Genomic DNA, 22555 nt, shown 5'->3' with positions numbered 1-22555 from the left:
TGTACGAATGGTTGAGCTAAACCGATTTAATGTAGTATTTTTAGCCATCTCTCCACTATTTTTCCAAGAACTTACGCCAAAATACAACTTATTATGAACCATGCCGTAGCGGCACGGGTCTGGGGTATATGCGAAAGACCACTCTGTTGGCCGTCGGTGCTCTCCTGAGCGTCCCCGGCCTCACCCTGGCCCAGAACACGCCGGAAGAAAACAACCCCAACGTTGATGCCCCTTTCGTGCGAAACATTCGCGCCGACCGTCCCGGGCAAACCATCACCGCGCAGGTGCTGCGGTCCGGGCGCTTTCAGTTGGAAGCGGGTACGCAACGTTTGACACCAAAGTCGGGAGAAAGTTTGGCAAGCAGCGGCGCCACGCTCCGCGTCGGCTTTTTCAACAGCATGGAGTTGCGCGTTACCCAGCCTTATTTCAACCGCTACCTGCAGCGGGACACCGAATCGGGCACCATGCAGGTGCGCTCGGGCTGGGCCCCGGTGGTACTGGGCTCCAAGTTCATGATTTCGCCCAATTACGACACCCGCACGCAAATAGCCCTCTTGGTCGAATCGCCGATGCCGAGCACTGGCGACAAGGAATTGGCCGTGAAAGGTCTGGCCCCCAGTGGCCGGTTGCTCGTCAGCCAGCAAATAGGCCAGCGCTACGGCCTCGAAGCCAACTTTGGTTTCAGCCAGCCGGGCCTGACGGTAGCCGACATTTCCAAAGGCCAGTTCCTGGGCTCGCTGGCGTTAAACGGCGCGATAGGCGACAAAACCGGCTTCTTCGTTGAAGCCTACGGCAGCGGCCGCGGCACCCTGAATACCGGCACCACTGCCGGCCTCTATTGGCGGCCCCTGCCCATGGTGCGGTTCGACGTGAATGCCGGGCGCGTACTGGGCGGCACGGCCAGCGGCACCGGTATAGTGGGCGCCGGCATGGTCTTCAAGGTAGGCCAATAGCCACCCAAACAAGGATAAAGAAGCGAGTCCCGTTCCTACCTCTTCAGGTAGGAACGGGACTCGCTTCTTTATCCTTGTTTGGGCTTGAGTTTTAGGCCAGGGTTAGCACCAAGTCGTCGGCCGCAACGCGGCTGCCTTCGGCCAGGGTGATGCTGTCGACCACCACGTCCTTGGGGGCGGTGATGGTGGTTTCCATTTTCATGGCTTCGATGACGAAAAGCGGGGTGTTTTTGGTGGCTTTCTGCCCGGGCTTCACCAGTACCTTGCTCAGCATGCCTTGCAGCGGGGCGCCTATTTGGCGCGGGTTCCCCTTGTCGGCTTTGGCGTTGCTGATTTTGGTAATGGCCACCGACTGGTCACGCACTTGCAGGTTGCGGGTTTGGCCGTTGAGGGTGAAGAAGATGGTGCGGCAGCCCTCCTCGTTCAGCGTGCCCACCGATTCGAGGCGCACGATAACCGACTTGCCTTTGGCAATTTCGATGATGGTTTCTTCGCCCGGTTTGAGGCCGTAGAAGAACACCGAAGTCGGGGCCTTGCTCACATCGCCGAACTTGAGGCGGTGCGCCCAATATTCCTCGAACACCTTGGGATAGAGTAGCGAGGAGAGCATATCGGTGAATTTCGCGCCGGGAAATTTCACCTGGAAGCCTTTCCACTCCTTCTTGAAATCGATGGGCGCCAGATGCTCGTTGGGCCGGTCCGTAAAGGGGGCTTCGTTCTTCAGAATCAGCTTCTGCAGCTCGGCGGGCCAGCCGCCTTCGGGCTGGCCAATATCGCCGCGGAACAGCTCGCGCACCGATTCGGGGAAGTTCAGGGTTTCGCCTTTTTCCATGACATCGGCGGGCGTAAGGCCATTGGAAACCATAAAAAGGGCCATGTCGCCAACCACCTTGCTGCTGGGCGTCACCTTCACAATGTCACCGAACATGTCGTTCACGTCGGCAAAGCGCTGCTTCACTTCCTCAAACTTATCGAGCAAGCCCAGCGACGAGGCCTGCGGACGCAGGTTGGAATACTGCCCACCCGGAATCTCGTGCTGAAACACTTCCGACGTACCCGCTTTCAGGCCCGACTCGAAGGGGTAGTACATTTCGCGCACGGCCTCCCAGTAGTTGCTGAATTCGTTGAGCGACTGTTGGTTGAATTCGCGGTGGCGCGGCGTGTGGCGCAGCATTTCCACCACCGAGTTGAAATTGGGCTGCGAGGTGAGCCCGGAAAGCGAGCCCAGCGCCACGTCGATGACGTTGACGCCGGCTTCCACGGCTTTCATGTAGGTGGCTGCCTGCAACGACGACGTGTCGTGGGTGTGCAGGTGAATGGGCAGCTTCACGGTGTCGCGCAGGCCAGCAATCAGCTCCGTGGCGGCATACGGCTTCAGCAGGCCGGCCATGTCCTTGATGCAGAGGATGTGCGCGCCGGCATCTTCGAGCTGCTTGGCCAGCTTCAGGTAGTAGTCGAGGGTGTATTTGGTGCGGCTGGGGTCGAGAATGTCGCCGGTGTAGCAGATGCAGGCTTCGGCCAGCCGGTCGGTTTTGTTGCGCACAAAGCCGATGCAGGCCTCCATTCCCTTGAGCCAGTTCAGCGAGTCGAAAATGCGGAAAATGTCCACGCCGGTTTCGGCGGCCTGCTCCACAAATCGTTCGGTGAGGTTATCGGGGTAGGCCTTGTAGCCCACGCCGTTGGCCCCGCGAATGAGCATTTGCAGCAGGATATTTGGAATGGCTTCGCGCAGCTTGGCTAGCCGCTCCCACGGGTCTTCGTGCAGGAAGCGCAACGCCACGTCGAAGGTAGCGCCGCCCCACACCTCGAGGCTGAACGTTTGGGGATGCTGCTGGGCATAGGCGCCGGCCACTTTCAGCATGTCCCAGGTGCGCATGCGGGTGGCCAGCAAGCTTTGGTGGGCGTCGCGCAGGGTCGTGTCAGTGAAATGTATCAGCGGCTCGTCGCGCAGCCATTTCGAGAAGCCTTCCGGGCCCAACTCGTGCAGCTTTTGCTTGGTGCCGGGCGCCGGAGCCGTGTGGTCAGAATGTGGAAGAATGGGCCGGCGCGGGTTGTGACGCGGGTCGAGCAGGTTTTTCACATCGGGATTACCGTTCACCACCACGTCGCCGATGAAGCCGAGCATGCGCGTGGCGCGGTCCTGTCGGGTTTCGAATTTGAACAGCGACGGCGTATCCTTTATGAAATCGACGTTGGCCTGACCAGACTGAAAGTCCTGATTGCCAATAATATTCTTCAGGAATTGAATATTGGTTTGCACGCCGCGCACCCGGAACTCGTCGAGGCTGCGGAGCATTTTCTGGGCCGCGCCCTGCAATGTGGGCGCGTGGGCCGACACCTTCACCAGCATCGAGTCGAAGAATGGCGACACCACCACGCCTTGGTACACCGAGCCTTCGTCGAGCCGGATGCCGAAACCGCCGGCCGCCCGGTAGGCCACAATGGTCCCGTAATCGGGCTTGAAGTCATTTTCGGGGTCTTCGGTAGTAACGCGGCACTGAATGGCGAAGCCGGCCCGCAGAGGCTTAACGTCCGGCCCCAGCCCAATTTCTGGGTCTTTCAGGTTGTAGCCGGCGGCAATGTAAATCTGGGTTTTTATCAAATCCACGCCCGTAATCATCTCCGTCACGGTATGCTCGACCTGGATGCGGGGGTTCACCTCAATGAAGTAAATCCGGTCCTGCTCGGGATTTACCAGGAATTCCACGGTGCCCACGTTGTCGTAGCCCACGGCCCGGCCAATGCGCAGGGCGTACTCATAGAGGAGGTGGCGCTGGTGGTCGGGCAGGTTCATGGCCGGGGCCACTTCCACCACTTTCTGGAAGCGGCGCTGCACCGAGCAGTCGCGTTCGTAGAGGTGCACGAGGTTGCCGTGCTGGTCGCCCACGAGTTGCACTTCGATGTGCTTGGGGCGCTCCACGTACTTTTCCAGAAACACGGTGTCGTCCCCAAAAGCGTTCAGGGCTTCATTGCGGGCTTCAAAAAAGCCTTTTTCCAGTTGGTCGTCGTCGCGGATGATGCGCATGCCGCGGCCGCCGCCGCCGCTGGCCGCCTTCAGCATCACGGGGTAGCCAATGCGGTTGGCTTCGGTTTTGGCGGTTTCGAAGTCCACCAAGTCGGCCTCGCTGCTTTCAATCTGGGGCACCTGGCACTGCTGGGCCACTTGCTTGGCGCGCACCTTGTCGCCGAGGGCTTCCATGACTTCGGGCCGCGGGCCCACGAACACAATGCCTTCTTCGGCGCAGCGGCGCGAGAGCGTGGCGTTTTCGCTCAGGAAGCCGTAGCCGGGGTGAATGGCGTTGGCCCCGTTGGCCTTGGCGATGCGAATCAGTCCTTCGATGTCGAGGTAGGGCTTCAGGGGCTCGTCGTCGCGGCCAATCTGATAAGCCTCGTCGGCTTTGTAGCGGTGCAGCGAGTACCGGTCCTCGTAGGTATACACGGCAACGGTGGGGATGTTCAGCTCAGTAGCCGCTCGCATTACGCGAATGGCAATTTCGCCCCGGTTGGCAACAAGGAGTTTGGTTATGTTCATAGAAAGTGTTGTGGGATAGCCGCGCATACGGCGAAACTACGCCAAAGGCTGCGGAAACGCCTTTCCACAATCGTTTGCGGTCTTCAGCACTACCAAATAAGGGCCTATCAATTCTAAAACCCTCTATATTTAACCCTGCCAGCTCCACTTTACTTCTACCTCAATGAAGCGCTACTGCTTCTTACTTATTGGGCTGTTTTTCAGCCAAGCTGCACGGGCGCAACCCGCCTCGCCTGCCCCTGCGGCCACTCCCCTTTCGGGTATTTGGGACGGTGGCGTGGGCATCGGAAACGGGATAGAAATCCACGGCGGTTACCTTTCCAATCATTTTTTACTGCTGGGGCGCACCCGCTACAAATGGTGGCGGCCCGATTCCGGCCCCGGCTCAACTGGCCTGTTTCGGCAGTTTAACACCCGCTCGCGGCAAACCGAAGTAGCGGCGTTGGCTGGCTACAGCATGCCGCTTAGCGGCACCCTGCTGTATGCAGGGGCCGGCGTGGGCTACGTAACCGGCCGACAGCTCGGGGAGTACCGCTACACGTTGCGCGGCAACGCCCTCATCGGTGGCGACACCCATTATTATGCCTACCGTCGCTACCAAGCCATCGGCTTGCCCTTGGAAGCCGGGATTCTATTCCCGGCCCCCAAATTCAAGCCGAGTTTTGGGGTAACTTTCCAAGCAAATCTCAACCCGGAACAATCGGTATTTTGCTTGCTATTCACGCTCTGGAGTGGCCAGTTCGGGCGCAGCATCGTCCCGGCTTTATAGGCGCCCGCGGCTTGTTTTTCATTCCCCTATTCCCTATCCAATGCCTGTATTCTACGCTCGTTTCCGCACGCTTTTTAGTTGGCTTGCTATGGCGCTGATACTTCGTATTGCAGCGGGTTGCTCACTCACCACTACCGAGGTCGAGCCGGAACTGCCCACCGGCCGGGTCAGCGACGGCAACACGTTGGTGTACCGATCCAACGGCGTGCCCGTGGTGGCCCACAACGACTCCAGTTTGGGTACCTTCTTAACTTCCCTCTTCGGGGACAACCGTCCTGTAGCAGGAAATCTTATTGGAAGCAATGAGTTAATAATCCGGGCCCGCGACAGCCAGAATGAAGCCGTGGGCGGCCAGACGCGCCACGAGCTGCATCTGGCGCTGCCCGACTTTCAGGGCGTAGGCACCTATTTCATTGCTTCGCCCTATAGCTACTACCAAGAAACTATTCCGACAAAAAGCCGCAACAACCAAACTCCGCCGCAAACCTTCTATCCTACCACCGCGGCCACCGTCGAGGTCACGGAGTGGAACCCTACAACCCGGCAGTTGCGCGGCACCTTCGGCTGTACAGTAGCCGATACAACAACCGGCCAGTTGGTGGTTCTCACCGATGGGCACTTCGATGTAATAGTCAACTAGTAAGCCCTCAGCATTTCTAAAACAACACGGACGGGTAAAACAAGCGGACGGAGTTGGGGTTAGCAAAGCATTCTTACCGCTTAGCTTCCTGCCCATGGATTTCACTGACAAAAACATCCTCCTCATTGGCGCATCTTCCGGCATTGGCTTGGCCACGGCGCAGCTACTCAGCAAGCTGCAGGTCAACCTGTTCACCGCGTCGCGGCACCTTTCTCCGGAACTGGAGGAATTGGGCACCACGCACGTAGCCTACGATGCCACGCAGCCCGTGGGCGCCGCGTTCGATGGCCTGCCCGAGGTGTTGCACGGCGTGGCCTATTTCCCCGGCAGCATCAAGCTGCGGCCGTTTGAGCGCATTCCTACCGAGGATTTCCAGGCTGATTTTGACCTTAACGTATTGGGCGCAGTGCGGGTGTTGCAGGCCACCATCAAGCGCCTGAAAAAGGCGGAAGGCGGGGCGTCGGTGGTGCTATTCAGCACCGTGGCGGCCGATACGGGCATGAGTTTCCACACCAGCATTGCCACGGCCAAGGCGGCAGTGGAAGGCCTCACGCGGGCCCTGGCAGCAGAATATGCGCCCAGCGGCGTGCGCGTGAATTGCATTGCGCCGTCGCTCACCAACACGCCGCTGGCTGCTGCGCTGCTTAATACCCCCGAGAAGGTAGAGGCCGGCGGCAAGCGGCACCCGTTGCAGCGCATCGGCCAGCCCCAGGATTTGGCCTACATGGCGTCGTTTCTGCTGTCGGACCACAGTGCCTTCGTGACCGGCCAAGTGCTGGCCGTAGACGGCGGCATGGGCAAACTGAAGTAGCTACCATCATGAAAATTTGCCTCTTCTGGCACCGGCGCGACTTGCGCCTGCACGACAATGCCGGGCTGGCGGCGGCGCTGGCCAGCGAGCTGCCGGTGGTGCCGCTTTTTATCTACGACCAGGACATTCTGGATTACCTGCCCGCCAAGGCCGATGCCCGGCTCACCTACATTGTTGACGAGGTAGAACGGTTGGCGCAGGCCACCGAAGCGGCGGGCGGCACCTTTCTGGCGCGCTTTGGCAAGCCCGTGGAAGTACTAGAAGCGTTGGTTGAGGAATTGGAGATTGCCGCCGTGCACACCAACGAAGACTACGAGCCCTACGCCACCAAGCGCGACGCGGCCGTGGGCCAGATGCTGCGGCAGCACGGCGTCGATTTCCTGCTTTATAAAGACCAGGTGGTTTTTGCCAAAGATGAAATCCTGACCAAGTCGGGCACGGTGCCCAAAGTGTTCGGCGCTTACCACAAAAGCTTCCTCGCCAAGCTTACCGACGACCTGCTGCTGCCCTACGGCTCGCGCGAAGCGTTCAGGGCCGAAAACCTGCACCGCCTTGCCCCGGCCAAAACGGGCTCCCGCCCCACCCTGGCCAGCCTGGGTTTCGAGCGCCTGGAGCAATACGTGCCGATTGCCGACTTGCCCGCCGAAGAAGTAGTGCGCAACTACCACAACACCCGCAACACGCCCGCTCTGCAAAACGGCACGGCCCGCATTTCGGTACAGCTGCGCTTCGGCACGCTCAGCGTGCGGCAGGTGATGCGCCAGGCCAAAGCCCTGAACCCGAAGCTGCTGGCCGAAATAATCTGGCGCGACTTCTTCATGATGCTGCTTTGGCACTACCCCATCACGGCCACCGAAGCCTACGACCCCAAGATGCGGCAAGTCCCCTACCGCAACAACGAGGCGGAATTCCAGGCTTGGTGCGAGGGCCGCACCGGCTACCCGCTCGTGGATGCCGGCATGCGCGAATTGAACGCCACCGGCTACCTGCCCAACCGCGTGCGCATGACCGTAGCGGGGTTTCTGGTGAAGCATTTGTTCATCGACTGGCGCTGGGGCGAGCAGTATTTTGCCGATAAGCTGCTCGATTACGAGCTGGCCAACAACGTGGGCAACTGGCAATGGATGGCCGGCACCGGCGCCATTTCGGCGCCCTGGTTCCGGGTGTACAGCCCCGAAAACCAACTGGCGCAAGTCGACCCGGAGCTGAAGTATGTGAAGCGCTGGGTGCCCGAAGTGGGCACCCGAGACTACCCCGCTCCCATCGTCGAGCACAAATTTGCCCGCGACCGGGCCGTGGAAGCCATTCGGGCGGCGCGCATCGCAGCGTCGTAGCGCGGGCTTTTAGTCCGCGCCTTGGTAATCTGCCGCGGGCTAAAAGTCCGCACTGCGGCAGCCGAACCGTTGGTACCCCAAAGCGGTTGTAAGTCTATGGAAAAGGACCGCATCAAACAAGCTTATCTCGGCTTCGTGCTCAACGAAGGCCACCCGCCGCAATCGGTGTTCAAGCTCACGCAGCAGTTAGGCATTGCCGAGCAGGAGTTCTACACGCACTACCCCAATTTCGAGGCCATTGACCGGGAACTATGGGCGGATTTTGGGCGGCAGGCCCGCACTACGGCCGCTTCGGAACCGGTGTGGGAAGGCTACGGCAGCCGCGAAAAACTGCTGGCGTTCTACTATACGCTGCTCGAAATCCTGAAGCAAAACCGGTCTTACGCCCTCATGAGCCTGCGGCGCTCATTGCACCGGGTGCCGGCGCTTTCGCCGCGCGTGCTTGATGATTTCCGTCAGGACTTTGAAATATTTGTGGCCGACCTCCTCGCCGACGGACGGGTGAGCGGCGAAATCGCCAACCGGCCGCTGGTGCAGGAAGGCTACCCCCGTTTCTTCTGGCAGCAGGTGCTGTTCGTGTTGGGCTTTTTTGCCAAAGACGACACCGTAAATTTTGAGCGTACCGACGCCGCCGTGGAAAAAGCCGTGACCCTGAGCTTCGACTTGGTGGGCCGCAACACCCTGGATTCGGCCTTCGATTTCGTGCGCTTTTTGGTGCGGCGCTAACGGTTATCTGCATTCATGGACGAACCCCAAACCTCGCTGCCCACCACCAAAGTGGCCCGCGCTGCCCGCTTCGCAAAAACCGGCATTAGTGTCGGCGCCAACTACGTGAAGCACTACGCCAAGCGGGCCGTGGGCGCCGAATCGACCACCGAAGACCTGCACGCCGCCAACGCCGCGGAGCTATACGGCGCCCTGAGCGAGATGAAAGGCTCGGTGCTGAAGGTGGCCCAGATGATGGCAATGGAGAAAAACCTCCTGCCCACTGCCTACGCCGACCAGTTTGCCAAAGCCCAATACCAAACGCCGCCCCTCTCGGGCCCCTTGGTAGTGAAGGCGTTTCGCGATGCGTTTGGGCAGTCGCCCTTTGGCTTGTTTGATGAATTTGAGCCCGAAGCCCGCCAGGCGGCGAGCATCGGCCAGGTGCACTTGGCCCGCAAAAATGGCGTGCAATTGGCGGTGAAGGTGCAATACCCCGGCGTGGCGGCCAGCATCAAATCCGATATCAACCTGGTGAAACCCATTGCCCTGCGCGTGATGGGCCTTTCCGAAAGCCAGGTGCGCCCGTACCTGGAAGAAGTGGAGGCACGGCTGCTCGAAGAAACCGATTATGCCCTGGAGCTGAGGCGCGGCCAGGAAATGGCTGCCCGCTGCGCTCACTTGCCGCACCTGCAATTTCCAGCTTACTACCCCGTGCTCTCAGCCGCCCGCATCCTGACCATGGACTGGCTGCCCGGCCAACACCTGAAAGAGTTCCTGGCCACCAACCCCAGTCAGCAAGTGCGCGACCAGTTGGGCCAAACCCTCTGGGATTTTTACCAATTCCAGCTCCACACGCTGCATAAAGTCCACGCCGACCCGCACCCCGGCAACTTCCTACTCCGAGCCGATGAGGGCGGCATCGTCGGCGTGCTCGATTTCGGCTGCGTAAAAGAAGTGCCCGTTGATGTGTTGAATTTGTTCACAGCGCTGCTGGCCCCCGATGCATACGCCGATGAATCGCGCCTTGAAGCCCTGCTTACGCAAGCCACGGTGTTGCGCCCCACCGACCCCGCCGCCCTGCGGACCTTGTACCTGCGCACCTTGCGCGTGTCGTTGGAGCTGGTGGGCCGCCCCTTCCGCCAGTCCCGCTTCGATTTTGGCGACCCGGCGTACATGCAAAGCCTCTACGCTTTGGGCGACGACCTGATGGCCGACCCCGAACTAAAAAAGCAGCGCGAGCCCCGCGGCTCGGCCCATTTTATTTACCTCAATCGGACCTATGTGGGCTTGTTTGCCCTGCTGACGGAGCTGCGAGCCCGCGTGAATACCGGCTTTGAGGATGCTACAGTAAAACAAACTGAGTAGTGCATTTTTTGATGAACTTGCCCGGGTTATTTTAAAAGGCGTGCAGGTGTAAACCGGTGCGCAGTACCTCAAGGAAGAACCCTAGCGCATTTGCTTTGCGGATTTTTAGAAAGTCATCCCAATCGGGATGGCTTTTTTTGCTACTTTGTTCAACATTCGTTCCATTACAGCCGCCCGTTTTTTGCCATGGCTCTGCTCCACTCGCTGCTTGCCGAATACGGCGAAAGCCACCAGAACCCCACCAACAAACTGGTGCATTGGGTATGCGTGCCCCTCATCATGTTCTCCCTGCTGGGCCTGCTCTGGTCGGTACCCGTGCCCGCGGCTATCCAGAATATCAGTCCTTGGCTGAATTGGGGCACGTTGGTGATGGTGCTGGCCCTGGTGTATTACGTGCGGTTGAGCGGCCGGCTGGCGCTGGGCATGGTGCTGGTGTGGGCCGCTATGGCCGCGGCGCTGCGCGTGGTGGCGGGCGCGGCGGCGCTGCCCTTATGGGCCATTTGCCTCCTCATTTTTGCTCTGGCGTGGGTGGGCCAGTTTTGGGGCCACAAAGTGGAAGGCAAGAAGCCAAGCTTTCTTAAGGACCTGCAGTTCTTGCTGATTGGGCCGCTGTGGCTGCTTCATTTCGTATACCGCCGCCTCGGGTGGGGGTACTAAAGTCACTTTATCGTTGTCTTCAGCGCGCAAACGAATACTGATTGCGCTGCAAAAAGGCAGAATCCGGGCTGAAGCGCACCTCCTTTTTCACAATAAATCGGTGGGGACTCAGCGTCAGGGTTTTGCGGATGGTGGCCGCGCGGTTATCGTCCTGGCCCTGGCCTTCGAGCACGAGGCGCAGGGTTTGGCTCGGTAGCCATTCTTTCGATTGCACCAAATAGTCGATGCCGTCCCACCGCACCTGGGCGCCGTCGGCCAAAAAGGCCAGCGTATCGGTGCCGAACACGTGGGTCTTGTTGGGCTCTTCGTAGTCAAAGCGAAGCAACAGTTGGTCGGGGCGGGTCATCTGCCCGCGCAGCACCGTGTTGAGGGTGACGGTTCGCTGGCTAGTGTAATTCAGATAGGTTAGCGTGCCTTGCCAATCGGCCAAGGCATCGGACAGCTCGGCGCCGGTCAGGCGGGGCAAGTTCGTTTTTACCCCTCCGCTCACTACCGGTTCGGATGCCATGCGCAGGTTTGTATCGCCGGTAATTTTCAAGTCAAGGTTGGCTTGGGAGGCGCTGGGGTTGAGCAGCACCGCCGTGGAGCCCTCCGCAAACCGAACAACGCCCTGCTGGCCGGGCGCCAGGGTAATTTTGCCAAAAATACCCCCATTGCGTGGCCGCTCCTTAATTTCGACGGCCACTTTGCCCTTGTTTCTGGCCACTACTTTGAACGCCCCGCGCTGGTCACCGCCCAGCACAAACTGCTTGCCGGGCTCGATAATCAAATCGGAATGAACTGAGCCAAACGCGCAGCCCGCCATTGCGGGCGAAGCCAACAATACCGCCGCAAGCACCGCCGCCGAAGCCCCTATTGTGGCCTTACGAAAGAATGCCTTACGAACCGAGAGCGGCCAAACGCGGGTGCGCAACCAATAGTCCAGCGACCATTTCCCGGCGCCCGTAGCCAGCAGCAGCACAAAGCCCCAGAACATCTCCTGTTGCACGTACATGCCCGTGAAAAACTCCGGCTTGTCGTACCACAAAAACGAGATAACAAAGAACTGAACGCTCAGTTGGGCAGCTGCCAGGCGCGTGCCCAGGCCCACTACGAGCAGAATGCCCCCGGCGAATTCACCCCACGCGGCCAGCCAGGCCCACATTTCCGGCGAAGGCCAGGTAAAACCAAGGTTGGCCACCTGACTGGTAAACCAATCGGACGGTTCCAGCTTGGGCAGGCCTGCTTCGACCATTACCACGCCTAGGTGCAGGCGGAAAACCAGTAGACCAAAAGCGGCGGCAGGGCCGCGCCAGGCGGCCAGGGAGGTGGTTGAGTTTTTCATGACGGGAGTAGGTTTTTGAGGTTGGAGATTGATGCCTCAAAAGTCCTCTGCCCCTCCCCGGCCCGCGCTTCAACTTACGGCTTGGGCCGTCCCAGCTTATGATTTGGGCCTGTTAACCTCGCCGGGGGTGCGGCCGGTTATCTTCTTGAACACCCGATTGAACGTAGACTTGGAATTAAACCCGCATTCTAACGCTATGCCTACCAAGGAGTAATGCGCCAGCCGGGGGTCTTGCAGCTTGCGCTCGGCTTCCGCCACCCGGTAGCGGTTCACAAAATCGTTGAAGTTTTGCCCACACCCGGTATTGATGACGTGCGAAAGCAAGGAGGTGTTGGTGCGCAGGCGCAGCGCCAACTCGGCTAAGGTAAGTTCCGGCTCCAGCCACGGCTGCTCTTCGTCCATCAGGCGCAGCAGTTTCGCGCGCCACGGATGCAGTTCCGGCGCCAGCGGGGCGGCGGCGAAACTGACTTCAGTTTGAGGAGTAGACTGGTCCGCTTGCGAATCGGCGGCTTCTAAAAGATTCGCTGCTGGCCGTGGGGACTTTTCCGCAACTGCTGCACCCACTCTAGATGGGGTGAAAGCCGGGACATCCTGGGGTGGCTTTTCCAGAGCGGGTACTGAGTTTGAGCGAATGCTCTCGTCGGAATCGGGCTCAAAGCGCAGGGGGACCACCGCCGCGTAGTTGGCTTGCAAACCCACCACACTGAGGTAGTAAATCAGCAGACCATTGGCCAGATACGCATACCAGGAGTCGTTATACCCGAGTGGTCCAACCAAGGTATTCAATGCCTCAAAGCCCAACCAGACCACCAGGGCCAGCAACGCCGCTACCAGCAAATCGCGCAAGCCGCGAAACCGCAGCCGGGTAGTATCCGAGAAGTTGTTGTCGAGGTAGCGGCGGTAGCGGCGATAGCGGCGCAGGGTGGCTACGCCATAGGCCAGCATGGAGGCGTAGCCAATTACATCGGGCAGCAAATCAACTCCTTCTAATGCCTGAACGGCCGCGCCTTTGGTGCCAAAGTGGTACGGCATGGCTTTCCCCAGCACGGCGTGCTGCCAGGCCACGTCGTACCCGGCGGCCGCTACATAGGCGCCCACATACAGCAGCCACGGCACTAGGTGCCACCAGTGGCGCCGCATCTCAAACTCCTGGTTGGTCAGGCTGCGGAAGTACAGGTAGAACACTGGGCCCCAGGCCAGCCAGGGCCGCCACGGCACGTAGAACATTGCCGTCGAATGCGCGTCGTGGCTGTCGTACCAGCCGGCAAAGCCCAGCATCCACTGCGCTACGGGCAATACATTGAGCAGCAGCAGCAAACCCAGCAGGCCATCGGCCCAGGTGCTGCTGCGCACCGCCCGCACCGCCAAATGGATAGCCAGCACCAAACCAGGCACCACGAAGGGCAGCAACAACGCACTTTGGGCTCTGAATTCGAACAGCACGGCGCTAAGCTACAACCCACTGCGGTCTGCGGCCGCATGCATTCCAGCGCGCCCTAAACCGTGACGAACATGCCGGCCAACTCGGCCACGCATTCGGTGAGCTGTTCCCAGGCGGGCAGCACGAAATATTGCTGCTGATACCGCTCGCCCGTAACGGGAGTGCGCAGCACCGTGGCCAAATCGAAAATTACGCGGGGCGTGTTCTCGTTCACGCAGTGGTGGATTTCCCCGGCCGAGGACAACAAGCCCGCGCCGTACAAGCGCGGCTGGCCCTCGTGCTGCACCAAACCAAACTCGGCCGTGAAGAAATACAGGGCCCACAGCTGCTCGCGGGCCGGCGAGCCCACGGGCTGCGCCCGGTACGCCTGCCCCAACATGTGCAGAAAATCGGCCAAGCCTTCGTCCAACAGCATGGGTACGTGCCCGAACAAATCGTGGAACAAGTCCGGCTGCGGGCTGAAATCGAACGCGTGCATGGGCCGGATGCGGGTCACAATCGGGAACCGGCGCTCGGCCAGGAACTCAAAAAACGCCGCCGGCTCAAACGGGCGGCCTACCGGCTCCAACTGCCAGCCCGTTTCCGCAAAAACCGTGGCGCTGAGCTCCCCGATGTCCGGGATGGCTTCGCGCCGCAACCCGAGCCGGGCCAACCCCTGGCTGAAGGCAGGCGCAGCCCGCCGGTGCAGCAGCGCTGTCTGACGGTCAAATAAGATTTTCCAAACCAATTGGTCCTGGCCGGTGGCGTGCGCGTGGGGGTGCTTGGCAAACATAGTGAGTAGGCGAAAAAAAAGCCCGATATCCTGGCGGATTCGGGCTTTTAAAGGTTTCTAGAGAAGTTTTGGCATCATGCCTTGTTCTTCCTCTTTGCCAATTGCAGCCCATTCTCACCCTGTTTGGGGCAAGTCATTAGGTTGGTAATATTGACGTGTTGGAGGCGCATGATTAAGACGAATTTAAGAACCGATTTTGGTTATGCAAGAGCTGTTGAAAAAATAAATTTACGCAAGCTCAACAGTCCAACTTTTTCTATTCCAGTTCGCCCCGCAGCGCAAACACCCGGCGCAGGTTGCGTACCAGTTTCGCCGACTCATCAAAATTCAGCGTCTGCTGGCCATCCGAAGCTGCCGTTTCGGGCGTTTCGTGGGTTTCGTACACAATGCCATCAGCGCCGGCCAGCACGCCAGCCAGGGCCATAGCCGGCACATACTCCCGAATGCCAATGCCGTGCGAGGGGTCCACAATCACGGGCAAGTGGCTCTTCTCCTTCAGAATCGGTACTGCATTCAAGTCCAGCGTGTTGCGGCTGGCCGTCTCGAACGTGCGGATGCCTCGCTCGCAGAGAATCAGCTTTTCATTGCCGCCCGAAAACACGTACTCCGCCGACGACAGCAGTTCCTCAATGGTACCCGAAATACCGCGCTTAATCATCACCGGCTTGTCAACGCCGCCCAGGGCATCTAGCAAGTTGAAGTTCTGCGTGTTGCGGGCGCCCACCTGAAACACGTCCACGAAGTCGTGCATTTCCTCCACCTGCGATACCTGCATTACCTCGGTCACGATTTTGATGCCGCGCTCCCGGGCCATGCTGTGAAACAGCCGCAAGCCGTCCATGCCCAGGCCACGAAACGAGTAGGGCGACGAACGGGGCTTGAACACGCCGCCGCGCATCAGGCGCACGCCGTTTTCCAGCAAGTGGTTCATCACCTTTTCCATCTGGGCTTCGCTCTCGATGCTGCACGGGCCGGCGCAAAGCGCCAGCGTGCCCTCGCCAATGGTCACGCCATCGCCGAGGTCGAGCACGGTGGGCTTCACGCGCCACTTGCGGCTCACCAGCTTGTAGTCGTCCGATACGCGGTGCACGTCGCGCACGCCCGGCAGCTGGCCAATGGTGCGGATGTCGAAATCCTTCTTCCCAATGGCCACCAGGTAGTGCGCGTGTTGGGTGGTCACCTCGGTGCTTTTGTAGCCTTGCTGCTTCAGGTGTTCCGTGATGGCGGGCACCACGGCAGCGTTTTCAAGTTGAATTATCACGGATTTACTGGAAAAAGAGCGTCCTGCTGAATGACTTTTTAGAAATAGCTATGCGTGCTTGATGCCTTGCACAAACCGGGCAGCGGTAGCCGGGGCATCGTCGGTGTCTTCGAGGGCCCGAATGAGGGCCGAGCCGATAATGGCCCCATCGGCGTGCTCGCAGGCGCGGTCAAACCCGGTTTTATCGGCGATGCCGAAACCGATTAGCCGCGGGTTTTTCAGGTTCATGGCCGAGATGCGCTGGAAGTATTCCTGCTGGGCTTCCACGTCGGGCAGCGTGGTACCGCCCGTGGTGCCAGGACCCGACACGAGGTAGAGAAAGGCTTCCGACAGCGCATCGAGCCGCCGAATGCGGGCTTCCGACGTCTGTGGGGTAACGAGGAACACGGCTTTCAAGCCGTATTTCTGGAAGAGCGGATGATACATTTCCTCGTACTCGTCCAAGGGCAGGTCGGGCAGAATCAGGCCATCGACTCCCACTTCCGCGGCTTTCTTCAGGAAGGCTTCCATCCCGTATTGCAGCACGGGGTTGAGGTAGCCCATGAGCAGCACCGGCGTTTCGGGCACGGCGGCGCGGAGCTCCTGCAACTGCCCAAACAGCACGGGCAAGTTCATGCCATTGGCCAGCGCGGCGGAGCTGCTGCGTTGGATAACGGGACCATCGGCCAGGGGGTCCGAAAACGGCATGCCGATTTCAAGAATGTCGGCCCCGGCGGCTACCAGCGCCTTGGCCAGCGGCAGGGTATCGTGCAGACCCGGGTAGCCGGCCGTGAAGTAAAGATTGAGCAGGTTTTGCTTGCTCGCGAAAGCGTTTTTGATTCGGTTGTTCATGAGAAGTTTCCCGCGGCAGCTTGCGGAGGCCAGCCGCCGCGGGAAATATTAGATGATTTTGTCCATGTTTTTGAGGTAGGTCTCCAAGTCCTTGTCGCCGCGGCCCGAAAGGTTTACCACCACTACATCATTGGGGCCGGCGCCCAGTTGGCCCAGTGCCGCAAGCGCGTGAGCCGTTTCCAGGGCCGGAATAATGCCTTCCAAGCGGCTCAGCTCGCTCACGGCCTTCAGCGCGTCGTCGTCGGTGATGGCAATAAACTCGGCCCGGCCCGAAGCACCCAAATGCGCATGCAACGGCCCGATGCCCGGGTAGTCCAGGCCGGCGCTCAGCGAATAGGGCTCCGTGATTTGGCCGTGCTCGTCCTGCATCAGCAGCGTGCGGCTGCCGTGGATGATGCCCGGCGTGCCCAGCACCGACGTGGCGGCCGAATGCCCGGAATGAATGCCGTGACCGGCCGCTTCCACCGCAATCAGGCGCACGGAAGGCTCGTCCAGGAAATGATAGAATGCCCCGGCCGCATTGGAGCCCCCGCCCACGCAGGCCACCACAAAATCGGGTAGTTCGGTGCCGGTTTTCTCCAGCAGCTGGGTCCGCATTTCCTCGCTGATGACGGCTTGCAGCCGCGCCACCAAGTCCGGATACGGATGCGGGCCCACCACCGAACCGATGATGTAGTGCGTGTCCACGGGGTTGGCAATCCAGTCGCGGATGGCCTCGTTGGTGGCGTCTTTCAGGGTTTGGCTGCCGCTGGTTACGGCCCGCACCTCGGCGCCCAGCAGGCGCATCCGGGCCACGTTGGGCGCTTGGCGCTCGATGTCGGTGGCGCCCATGTACACCACGCAGGGCAGGCCCATCAGGGCACACACAGTGGCAGTGGCCACGCCGTGCTGCCCGGCCCCGGTTTCGGCAATGATGCGCTTCTTGCCCAGCCGCTGAGCCAGTAGAATCTGGCCGACCGTATTATTGATTTTATGCGCACCGGTGTGGCAGAGGTCTTCGCGTTTCAGGAAAACCCGGGTGCCGTAGCGTTCCGAGAGGCGCTTGGCTTCGAACAGCGGCGTGGGCCGGCCCACGTAATCGCGCAGCAGGTGCTGCAAATCAATTTGAAAATCCGGGTCGGCCAGGATTTCCAGGTAGCGGGTGCGCAGCTCTTCCACGTTGGGATAGAGCATTTCGGGAATGAATGCGCCGCCAAATTCGCCGTAGTAGCCGCGGGCGGTGGGTTGCTGATAAGAGGGAGTCATGACAGTTAGTAGTATATACTCAGGATGGAGTAGTTAGACTTTTCAGGAGTGCGGCGGCCGCAACGCGGCCAGCATCTGCCCCACCCGGCGAGCGTCTTTCACACCGGGCGCGGTTTCGAAACGGCTATTTAGATCCACTCCAACCAAGCCGGGAAGTTGTAGCGTAACCAGTTCGGCGGCGTGCTCCACCCCCAGCCCGCCCGCCAGGAAATACGGCACGGGCAGGTGGTAGTGTTTCAACAAATCCCAGTCGAAAACGGCGCCGTTACCGCCCGGCGCGGCCCCTTTGGTATCGAAAAGAAAAAAGTCGCAATGCGGCACATAGGGCATTAAGGCATCGAAATCAACGGATTTGCCCACCGAAAAAGCTTTCATTACCAGCAGCCCGGCCTCGTTCAGCTCTTCGCACTGCGCGGGGGTTTCCTGGCCGTGCAGCTGCACGGCGCCCAGCCCAAACCGCGCGGCGGTGGCTAGCATCGTTTCGGTGGTTTCGTTCACAAACACCCCCACTTTCCAGATGCTGGCGGGCAAGGCTTGCACCTGTGCCGGGGCCAGCACATCCCCTACAAAACGCGGGGAGGCGGGCGCAAAAATAAAACCCAGAAAGTCGGGCTTTAGCGCCGCCACTTCTGCCAGGGCCGCCGCGTCGCGCATGCCGCACACTTTCACCAGAAGCCGGGAGGGGCCCACCAACCGAGTAGCGGACTCTGACGCCTGGCCCGGCCCGGGCAAGCCGGCCGCCAAGGCAACATCAGCGGGTAAATGGCGCGGCGTTTTCATGTTTCGAAGCTGACTACGAAATGAGAGCTGCTTTGGGCAGCGCGGCGATTTCCTGCACCAAGGCGGCACAGGCGCGCTCGGGCCGGGCATTGCGCATAAAGGCTTCGCCCAGCAGAAAGCCGCGGTAGCCCACCTCGCGCAGCTGCCCAATGGCGGCCGCACTGGTGATTCCGCTCTCCGAAACCTTGACGAAGTCGTTGGGAATGGCGGTGGCCAGCTCCAACGAGGTGTCCAGACTCAGGCTGAAGTCGTGCAGGTTGCGGTTGTTGACTCCCACCAAATCCACGGCCTCGGCATTTACTGAGCGGGCCAGCTCTTCGCCATCGTGCACTTCCAACAGGACTTCGAGACCGAGCGAACGCGCCAGGCCACCCAACGCTTTGATTTCCTCCGGCGAGAGCACCGCCGCAATCAGCAGCACGGCGTCGGCCCCAATGCTCTTGGCTTCGAGAATCTGGTATTCATCTACCACAAAATCTTTGCGCAAAATGGGGCAGAAATTGAAGCGGCGCGCCGTGGTCAGGTCCTCGTTTTTGCCGCCGAAAAACTCCGCATCGGTTAGGATAGACAAGGCGGCCGCGCCGGCCTGCATGTAGCCCAGCGTGGTGCGTTCTACCGGCGCGTATTGGTTTATCCAGCCCTTGGAAGGCGATTTGCGCTTGAACTCGGCGATGAGGCCGCTGCCGTTTTCCCGCAGCAAATACTGGCGGAGCGACAGCGGCTGCGACGCGAAGTACAGGCTGCTTTCGAGCAGTTTGATGGGCACCAGCTCGCGGCGGGCGGCCACTTCTTTCCGCTTGTGCGCGACGATGGTTTGGAGGATGGTAGGCTGGGACATGGTTAGGGAAACAGGCAGGCAAAGCTTTTGCTTCGCGCAACGTTGATTAGTGAGAAAATTGGGCTGGAAACGCCACCATTATTTAAGGCTGAGCATGGTTTCGAAAGCGCGTTTGGCGGCTCCGGAGTCCAACGATTCGCGGCTTTGCGCCAGCGCGTCTTCCCAGTTCAAGCCGGGGCGGGCGCATTGCAGAGCAAGGGCGGCATTGGCGGTCACCACGTTGCGCTGGGCAGCAGTACTCTTTCCATCCAAAACCTGCTTGAATAGCTCGGCGGCGGCGGCGGCGGTGCTGCCGCCGGCCAAATCAGTAGCGGTGCAGCCGGCGAGACCCAACGAGTCGGGAGTGAGCAGCCGCTCGCCATCAAAGGACGACACCACTTTAGCCGGGCCGGTAAGGGCCAATTCATCGTAGCCATCCAGGGCGTGCACCACGGCGTAGCGTGTGCCGGTGGGCTGCATCAGGTAATGATAGACGCGCTGCAGTTCCAGGTTGAACACGCCCAGCAGTTGCGCGGCCGGCCGGGCCGGGTTCACCAGCGGACCGAGGATGTTGAAAAATGTGCGCAAGCCCAACTCGCGGCGCACCGGGCCGGCGTGCCGCATGGCCGGATGGAAAGCCGGCGCGTGCAAAAAGCAGATGCCCGCTTGGTCGAGTTGCCGCCGCAGTTGGTCGGAGGATGCCTCGAAATCATAGCCGTGGTGCGCCAGCACATTGGAAGCCCCCGATACCGACGACACGCCAAAGTTGCCGTGCTTGGCCACCTTCACTCCCGCCCCGGCCACCACGAAGCAAGCCAGTGTGGAAATATTGAGCGTGTTTTTGCCGTCACCGCCCGTGCCCACGATATCCAATACCTCGTTTGTACCCAACTCGGGGTTGCGGCTCAGGTCCAGCAAAGCCTGGCGGAAACCCGCCAGCTCCGCCACCGTGATGGGCCGCATCCGATAAACAGCCAGGAACGCGGCGGTTTCAGCCGGGTTAGACCCGCCCTCGCCCAGTTGCCGCATGGCGGCGTGCGCCTCGGCGTGGGTCAGGGGCTGGTGGTCAAAAAGCTTGGTGAGAATCTGTTTCAAAACAGTCGGTTGGTTCTCGAACGTCATGCTGAGGGAAGCCGAAGCATCCCTACTGCGCAATTCAATTCATTATTGGTTTACTCTCGTGGTGTTATGCTTCGGCTTCGCTCAGCATGACACCACTTAACTCATTTTTCAACTCTTAACTCAACCAATTTTCCAGCATTTTGTGGCCGTGCTCGGTGAGAATACTTTCCGGGTGAAACTGCACGCCGCGCACGTCGAACTGACGGTGGCGGAAAGCCAGTACCTCGCCGTTGGCGTCGCGGGCAGTGGTTTCCAGCTCGGCGGGCATGGTTTCGGGGCGCACGGCCCAGGAATGATAGCGGCCCACTTGGAAACGGGGCGGCAGGCCGGCAAACAGCCGCTCGTCGGGCGCGGTTACTTCCGCTTCGTTGGCCACGCCGTGCAGCACGGCCGGCATGTTGTAGAGTGTGGCGCCGAAGCTCTCGGCCAGCCCCTGGTGGCCCAGGCACACGCCCAGAATGCGCTTGGTGGGCGCGTATTGTTTGATGATTTGGGGCATCAGGCCGGCTTCGGCCGGAATGCCGGGACCGGGCGAGAGCATGATGGCATCGTAGGCGTCCACCGCCTCGAGGGGCAGCTGGTCGTTGCGGGTCACGGTCAGGTTGGCGCCGTGGCCCAGCTCGCGCAGCAGATGCACCAGGTTGTAGGTGAAGGAATCGTAGTTATCGAGAACGAGGATTTTCATGTCTGAATGGTCGGGCTTACTCCTATTTAACATCGGTGGCGGCGAGGAGCGCCGCCCGCAGTGCGCCCAGCTTGTGGTGCACCTCCTCCAGTTCCGACTGCACGCTGGATGCGGCCACCACCCCAGCGCCGGCCTGGAAATACAGTTGGTTGCCAGTGCTCAAAAACGAGCGAATCATGATGGCGTGGTTGAAATTACCGTCAAAGCCCAAGTGGCCGATGCAGCCGCCGTAGTAGCCGCGGGCGGTGGGCTCCAGGCCATCAATCAGCTGCAGGGCCCGGTGCTTGGGGGCGCCCGAGAGCGTGCCGGCCGGGAAGGTATCGGCCACTACCTGCAGGGTATCGGTGCCGGGGTCGAGTTCGGCCGTGACGTGGCTGACAAGGTGAATGACGTGGGAATAAAACTGGATTTCGCGCAGGGTGCGCACTTTCACCTGGGTACCATGGCGGGCCAGGTCGTTGCGGGCCAGGTCCACCAGCATCACGTGTTCGGCGTTTTCCTTGGGGTCGGCGGCGAGGCGCTGGGCGGCGGCGGCGTCGGCGGCATCGTCGCCGGTGCGGCGGTAGGTGCCGGCAATGGGGTACAGGCTGGCTTCGCGGCCCTGCACCAGCACCTGGGCCTCGGGCGAGGAACCGAAGATTTTATAGTCGCCGTAGTCGAAGTAGAACAGGTAGGGTGAAGGATTGATGGACCGCAGCGCCCGGTACACGTTGAACTCATCACCGGAAAAGCCCTGCTGGAACCGGCGCGACAGCACAATCTGGAATACATCGCCGCGCAGGCAGTGGGCCTGCCCCTGCGTGAGCCGCGCCAAAAACTCGGCATCGGTCTGGTTGCTGGCCTCCTCGCCTACCGTTGCGAAGTTGAACACCGGCACGCTGGGGTTGCGCACCAGGTTTTCGAGCCGTTCAAGGCCATCGTTTGGGGCTTCAACACCAGCCACGCCGTGCTCAAACAGGAACAGCTCCTGCCGGAAGTGGTTGAAGGCAATGACGTAACGATACACGCCGTAACGGATAAGCGGCACGTCGCCGGCCGGCACCTTGCTAGCGTCGAAGGTCACATCCTCGAAACTCTGCACGGCCTCGTAGCCCATGTAACCGAAAAGGCCCGTGTTGATGAACGGCATCTTCGCCGCAGCGGCATGGGGCACGAAGGCGGCGGCAAAGGCCCGCAACTCGGCCAGCGCCTGCCGCGGTTCACGCAGCTGCTGGCTGGTGGTGCGGCCGTCGGGAAACGATTGGCGCAACTCGCCACCGCGCCGCAGCTCAAACGTTCCCAGCGGCTCGCACACCAAGTAGCTGAAGGCGTTTTGCTGGCCGTGGTAGTCGGCACTTTCCAGCAGTAGGCAATTGGAATACTGGTCGCGCAGGCGCAGGTACAAGCCCACCGGCGTGACGGTGTCGGCGAGCAAGCGGCGGTGGGCAGTGGTGAGTTGGTAAGACACTGGAAGCGTGGTTTGGCAAGCGAGGCAAGTGGCAGGCCTCTGTTGGAATTAAATGCAAAAAGCC

20 protein-coding genes are annotated in these 22555 nt (G+C 60.4%); 8 read left to right on the top strand and 12 right to left on the bottom strand.

Annotated elements, in window-relative coordinates:
• The first annotated feature begins 128 nt into the window (after nucleotides 1-128).
• Nucleotides 129-953, top strand: a complete 825-nt coding sequence (locus I2I05_RS11330; protein ID WP_196282353.1) for a transporter family protein — start codon at nucleotides 129-131, stop codon at nucleotides 951-953.
• Between the two features lie 91 nt (nucleotides 954-1044).
• On the opposite strand, the gene I2I05_RS11325 is transcribed toward I2I05_RS11330, so the two are convergent.
• The gene (locus tag I2I05_RS11325) at nucleotides 1045-4485 is read right to left on the bottom strand and encodes a pyruvate carboxylase (protein ID WP_196282352.1); all 3441 of its coding nucleotides are present in this window, start codon (nucleotides 4483-4485) and stop codon (nucleotides 1045-1047) included.
• A 163-nt stretch (nucleotides 4486-4648) separates the two neighbouring features.
• Here I2I05_RS11325 and I2I05_RS11320 point away from each other — a divergent pair, with 163 nt between their 5' ends.
• The 7 genes from I2I05_RS11320 (at nucleotide 4649) to I2I05_RS11290 (ending at nucleotide 10766) form a co-directional block, all read left to right on the top strand.
• Complete coding sequence (locus tag I2I05_RS11320) at nucleotides 4649-5254, top strand: hypothetical protein (RefSeq protein ID WP_196282351.1); 606 nt, start codon at nucleotides 4649-4651, stop codon at nucleotides 5252-5254.
• 40 nt (nucleotides 5255-5294) lie between these two features.
• A complete protein-coding gene (locus I2I05_RS11315) occupies nucleotides 5295-5894 on the top strand; it encodes a hypothetical protein (protein WP_196282350.1) in 600 nt (199 codons plus the stop codon).
• A gap of 94 nt (nucleotides 5895-5988) precedes the next feature.
• Nucleotides 5989-6705, top strand: coding sequence for an SDR family NAD(P)-dependent oxidoreductase (locus I2I05_RS11310; RefSeq protein WP_196282349.1), 717 nt, complete (start codon nucleotides 5989-5991; stop codon nucleotides 6703-6705).
• A gap of 8 nt (nucleotides 6706-6713) precedes the next feature.
• Nucleotides 6714-8039 (top strand): cryptochrome/photolyase family protein, encoded by a 1326-nt coding sequence (locus I2I05_RS11305; protein ID WP_230688281.1) that lies wholly within the window; start codon nucleotides 6714-6716, stop codon nucleotides 8037-8039.
• 96 nt (nucleotides 8040-8135) lie between these two features.
• Entirely contained in the window at nucleotides 8136-8765 is a 630-nt protein-coding gene (locus tag I2I05_RS11300; protein ID WP_196282348.1) for a TetR family transcriptional regulator C-terminal domain-containing protein, read from the top strand.
• 15 nt (nucleotides 8766-8780) lie between these two features.
• Nucleotides 8781-10109 (top strand): ABC1 kinase family protein, encoded by a 1329-nt coding sequence (locus I2I05_RS11295; RefSeq protein WP_196282347.1) that lies wholly within the window; start codon nucleotides 8781-8783, stop codon nucleotides 10107-10109.
• Nucleotides 10110-10295: 186 nt separating this feature from the next.
• Entirely contained in the window at nucleotides 10296-10766 is a 471-nt protein-coding gene (locus I2I05_RS11290; RefSeq protein WP_196282346.1) for an Mpo1 family 2-hydroxy fatty acid dioxygenase, read from the top strand.
• A 19-nt stretch (nucleotides 10767-10785) separates the two neighbouring features.
• On the opposite strand, the gene I2I05_RS11285 is transcribed toward I2I05_RS11290, so the two are convergent.
• The 11 genes from I2I05_RS11285 to I2I05_RS11235 form a co-directional block, all read right to left on the bottom strand.
• Nucleotides 10786-12090: a DoxX family protein gene (locus I2I05_RS11285; protein WP_196282345.1), complete on the bottom strand. Its 1305-nt coding sequence runs from the start codon at nucleotides 12088-12090 to the stop codon at nucleotides 10786-10788.
• A gap of 96 nt (nucleotides 12091-12186) precedes the next feature.
• Nucleotides 12187-13533 (bottom strand): helix-turn-helix domain-containing protein, encoded by a 1347-nt coding sequence (locus tag I2I05_RS11280; RefSeq protein WP_196282344.1) that lies wholly within the window; start codon nucleotides 13531-13533, stop codon nucleotides 12187-12189.
• 53 nt (nucleotides 13534-13586) lie between these two features.
• Nucleotides 13587-14303: a phenylalanine-4-hydroxylase gene (locus tag I2I05_RS11275; protein ID WP_196282343.1), complete on the bottom strand. Its 717-nt coding sequence runs from the start codon at nucleotides 14301-14303 to the stop codon at nucleotides 13587-13589.
• 256 nt (nucleotides 14304-14559) lie between these two features.
• A complete protein-coding gene (gene aroF / locus I2I05_RS11270; RefSeq protein WP_196282342.1) occupies nucleotides 14560-15564 on the bottom strand; it encodes a 3-deoxy-7-phosphoheptulonate synthase in 1005 nt (334 codons plus the stop codon).
• Between the two features lie 48 nt (nucleotides 15565-15612).
• Nucleotides 15613-16395 (bottom strand): tryptophan synthase subunit alpha, encoded by a 783-nt coding sequence (gene trpA / locus I2I05_RS11265; RefSeq protein ID WP_196282341.1) that lies wholly within the window; start codon nucleotides 16393-16395, stop codon nucleotides 15613-15615.
• 48 nt (nucleotides 16396-16443) lie between these two features.
• Nucleotides 16444-17640, bottom strand: coding sequence for a tryptophan synthase subunit beta (gene trpB, locus I2I05_RS11260; RefSeq protein ID WP_196282340.1), 1197 nt, complete (start codon nucleotides 17638-17640; stop codon nucleotides 16444-16446).
• A 42-nt stretch (nucleotides 17641-17682) separates the two neighbouring features.
• Nucleotides 17683-18420 carry a phosphoribosylanthranilate isomerase gene (locus I2I05_RS11255; RefSeq protein ID WP_196282339.1) on the bottom strand — a complete coding sequence of 246 codons (738 nt, stop codon included), beginning with the start codon at nucleotides 18418-18420 and terminating at the stop codon, nucleotides 17683-17685.
• A gap of 13 nt (nucleotides 18421-18433) precedes the next feature.
• A complete protein-coding gene (gene trpC, locus I2I05_RS11250) occupies nucleotides 18434-19258 on the bottom strand; it encodes an indole-3-glycerol phosphate synthase TrpC (RefSeq protein WP_196282338.1) in 825 nt (274 codons plus the stop codon).
• A gap of 78 nt (nucleotides 19259-19336) precedes the next feature.
• Nucleotides 19337-20332, bottom strand: coding sequence for an anthranilate phosphoribosyltransferase (gene trpD, locus I2I05_RS11245; protein ID WP_196282337.1), 996 nt, complete (start codon nucleotides 20330-20332; stop codon nucleotides 19337-19339).
• A gap of 142 nt (nucleotides 20333-20474) precedes the next feature.
• Nucleotides 20475-21044 (bottom strand): anthranilate synthase component II, encoded by a 570-nt coding sequence (locus I2I05_RS11240; RefSeq protein WP_196282336.1) that lies wholly within the window; start codon nucleotides 21042-21044, stop codon nucleotides 20475-20477.
• Between the two features lie 22 nt (nucleotides 21045-21066).
• On the bottom strand, nucleotides 21067-22491 hold the full coding sequence (locus tag I2I05_RS11235; RefSeq protein WP_196282335.1) for an anthranilate synthase component I family protein: 1425 nt from the start codon (nucleotides 22489-22491) through the stop codon (nucleotides 21067-21069).
• Nucleotides 22492-22555 lie beyond the last annotated feature (64 nt).

The sequence above is a fragment of the Hymenobacter jeongseonensis genome (assembly GCF_015694725.1).
Lineage (GTDB): Bacteria > Bacteroidota > Bacteroidia > Cytophagales > Hymenobacteraceae > Hymenobacter > Hymenobacter jeongseonensis.
This window is presented reverse-complemented; position numbering and strand designations above follow the sequence as displayed.

What these genes read in the sequence shown, in the direction of transcription:
- trpC (WP_196282338.1), bottom strand. Translation starts at nt 19,258, where the DNA reads ATGTCCCAGCCTACCATCCTCCAAACCATCGTCGCGCACAAGCGGAAA.
- I2I05_RS11325 (WP_196282352.1), bottom strand. Translation starts at nt 4,485, where the DNA reads ATGAACATAACCAAACTCCTTGTTGCCAACCGGGGCGAAATTGCCATT.
- I2I05_RS11315 (WP_196282350.1), top strand. Translation starts at nt 5,295, where the DNA reads ATGCCTGTATTCTACGCTCGTTTCCGCACGCTTTTTAGTTGGCTTGCT.
- I2I05_RS11330 (WP_196282353.1), top strand. Translation starts at nt 129, where the DNA reads ATGCGAAAGACCACTCTGTTGGCCGTCGGTGCTCTCCTGAGCGTCCCC.
- I2I05_RS11240 (WP_196282336.1), bottom strand. Translation starts at nt 21,044, where the DNA reads ATGAAAATCCTCGTTCTCGATAACTACGATTCCTTCACCTACAACCTG.
- I2I05_RS11275 (WP_196282343.1), bottom strand. Translation starts at nt 14,303, where the DNA reads ATGTTTGCCAAGCACCCCCACGCGCACGCCACCGGCCAGGACCAATTG.
- trpA (WP_196282341.1), bottom strand. Translation starts at nt 16,395, where the DNA reads ATGAACAACCGAATCAAAAACGCTTTCGCGAGCAAGCAAAACCTGCTC.
- I2I05_RS11320 (WP_196282351.1), top strand. Translation starts at nt 4,649, where the DNA reads ATGAAGCGCTACTGCTTCTTACTTATTGGGCTGTTTTTCAGCCAAGCT.
- I2I05_RS11255 (WP_196282339.1), bottom strand. Translation starts at nt 18,420, where the DNA reads ATGAAAACGCCGCGCCATTTACCCGCTGATGTTGCCTTGGCGGCCGGC.
- I2I05_RS11295 (WP_196282347.1), top strand. Translation starts at nt 8,781, where the DNA reads ATGGACGAACCCCAAACCTCGCTGCCCACCACCAAAGTGGCCCGCGCT.
- I2I05_RS11285 (WP_196282345.1), bottom strand. Translation starts at nt 12,090, where the DNA reads ATGAAAAACTCAACCACCTCCCTGGCCGCCTGGCGCGGCCCTGCCGCC.
- I2I05_RS11290 (WP_196282346.1), top strand. Translation starts at nt 10,296, where the DNA reads ATGGCTCTGCTCCACTCGCTGCTTGCCGAATACGGCGAAAGCCACCAG.
- I2I05_RS11310 (WP_196282349.1), top strand. Translation starts at nt 5,989, where the DNA reads ATGGATTTCACTGACAAAAACATCCTCCTCATTGGCGCATCTTCCGGC.
- trpB (WP_196282340.1), bottom strand. Translation starts at nt 17,640, where the DNA reads ATGACTCCCTCTTATCAGCAACCCACCGCCCGCGGCTACTACGGCGAA.
- I2I05_RS11305 (WP_230688281.1), top strand. Translation starts at nt 6,714, where the DNA reads ATGAAAATTTGCCTCTTCTGGCACCGGCGCGACTTGCGCCTGCACGAC.
- I2I05_RS11300 (WP_196282348.1), top strand. Translation starts at nt 8,136, where the DNA reads ATGGAAAAGGACCGCATCAAACAAGCTTATCTCGGCTTCGTGCTCAAC.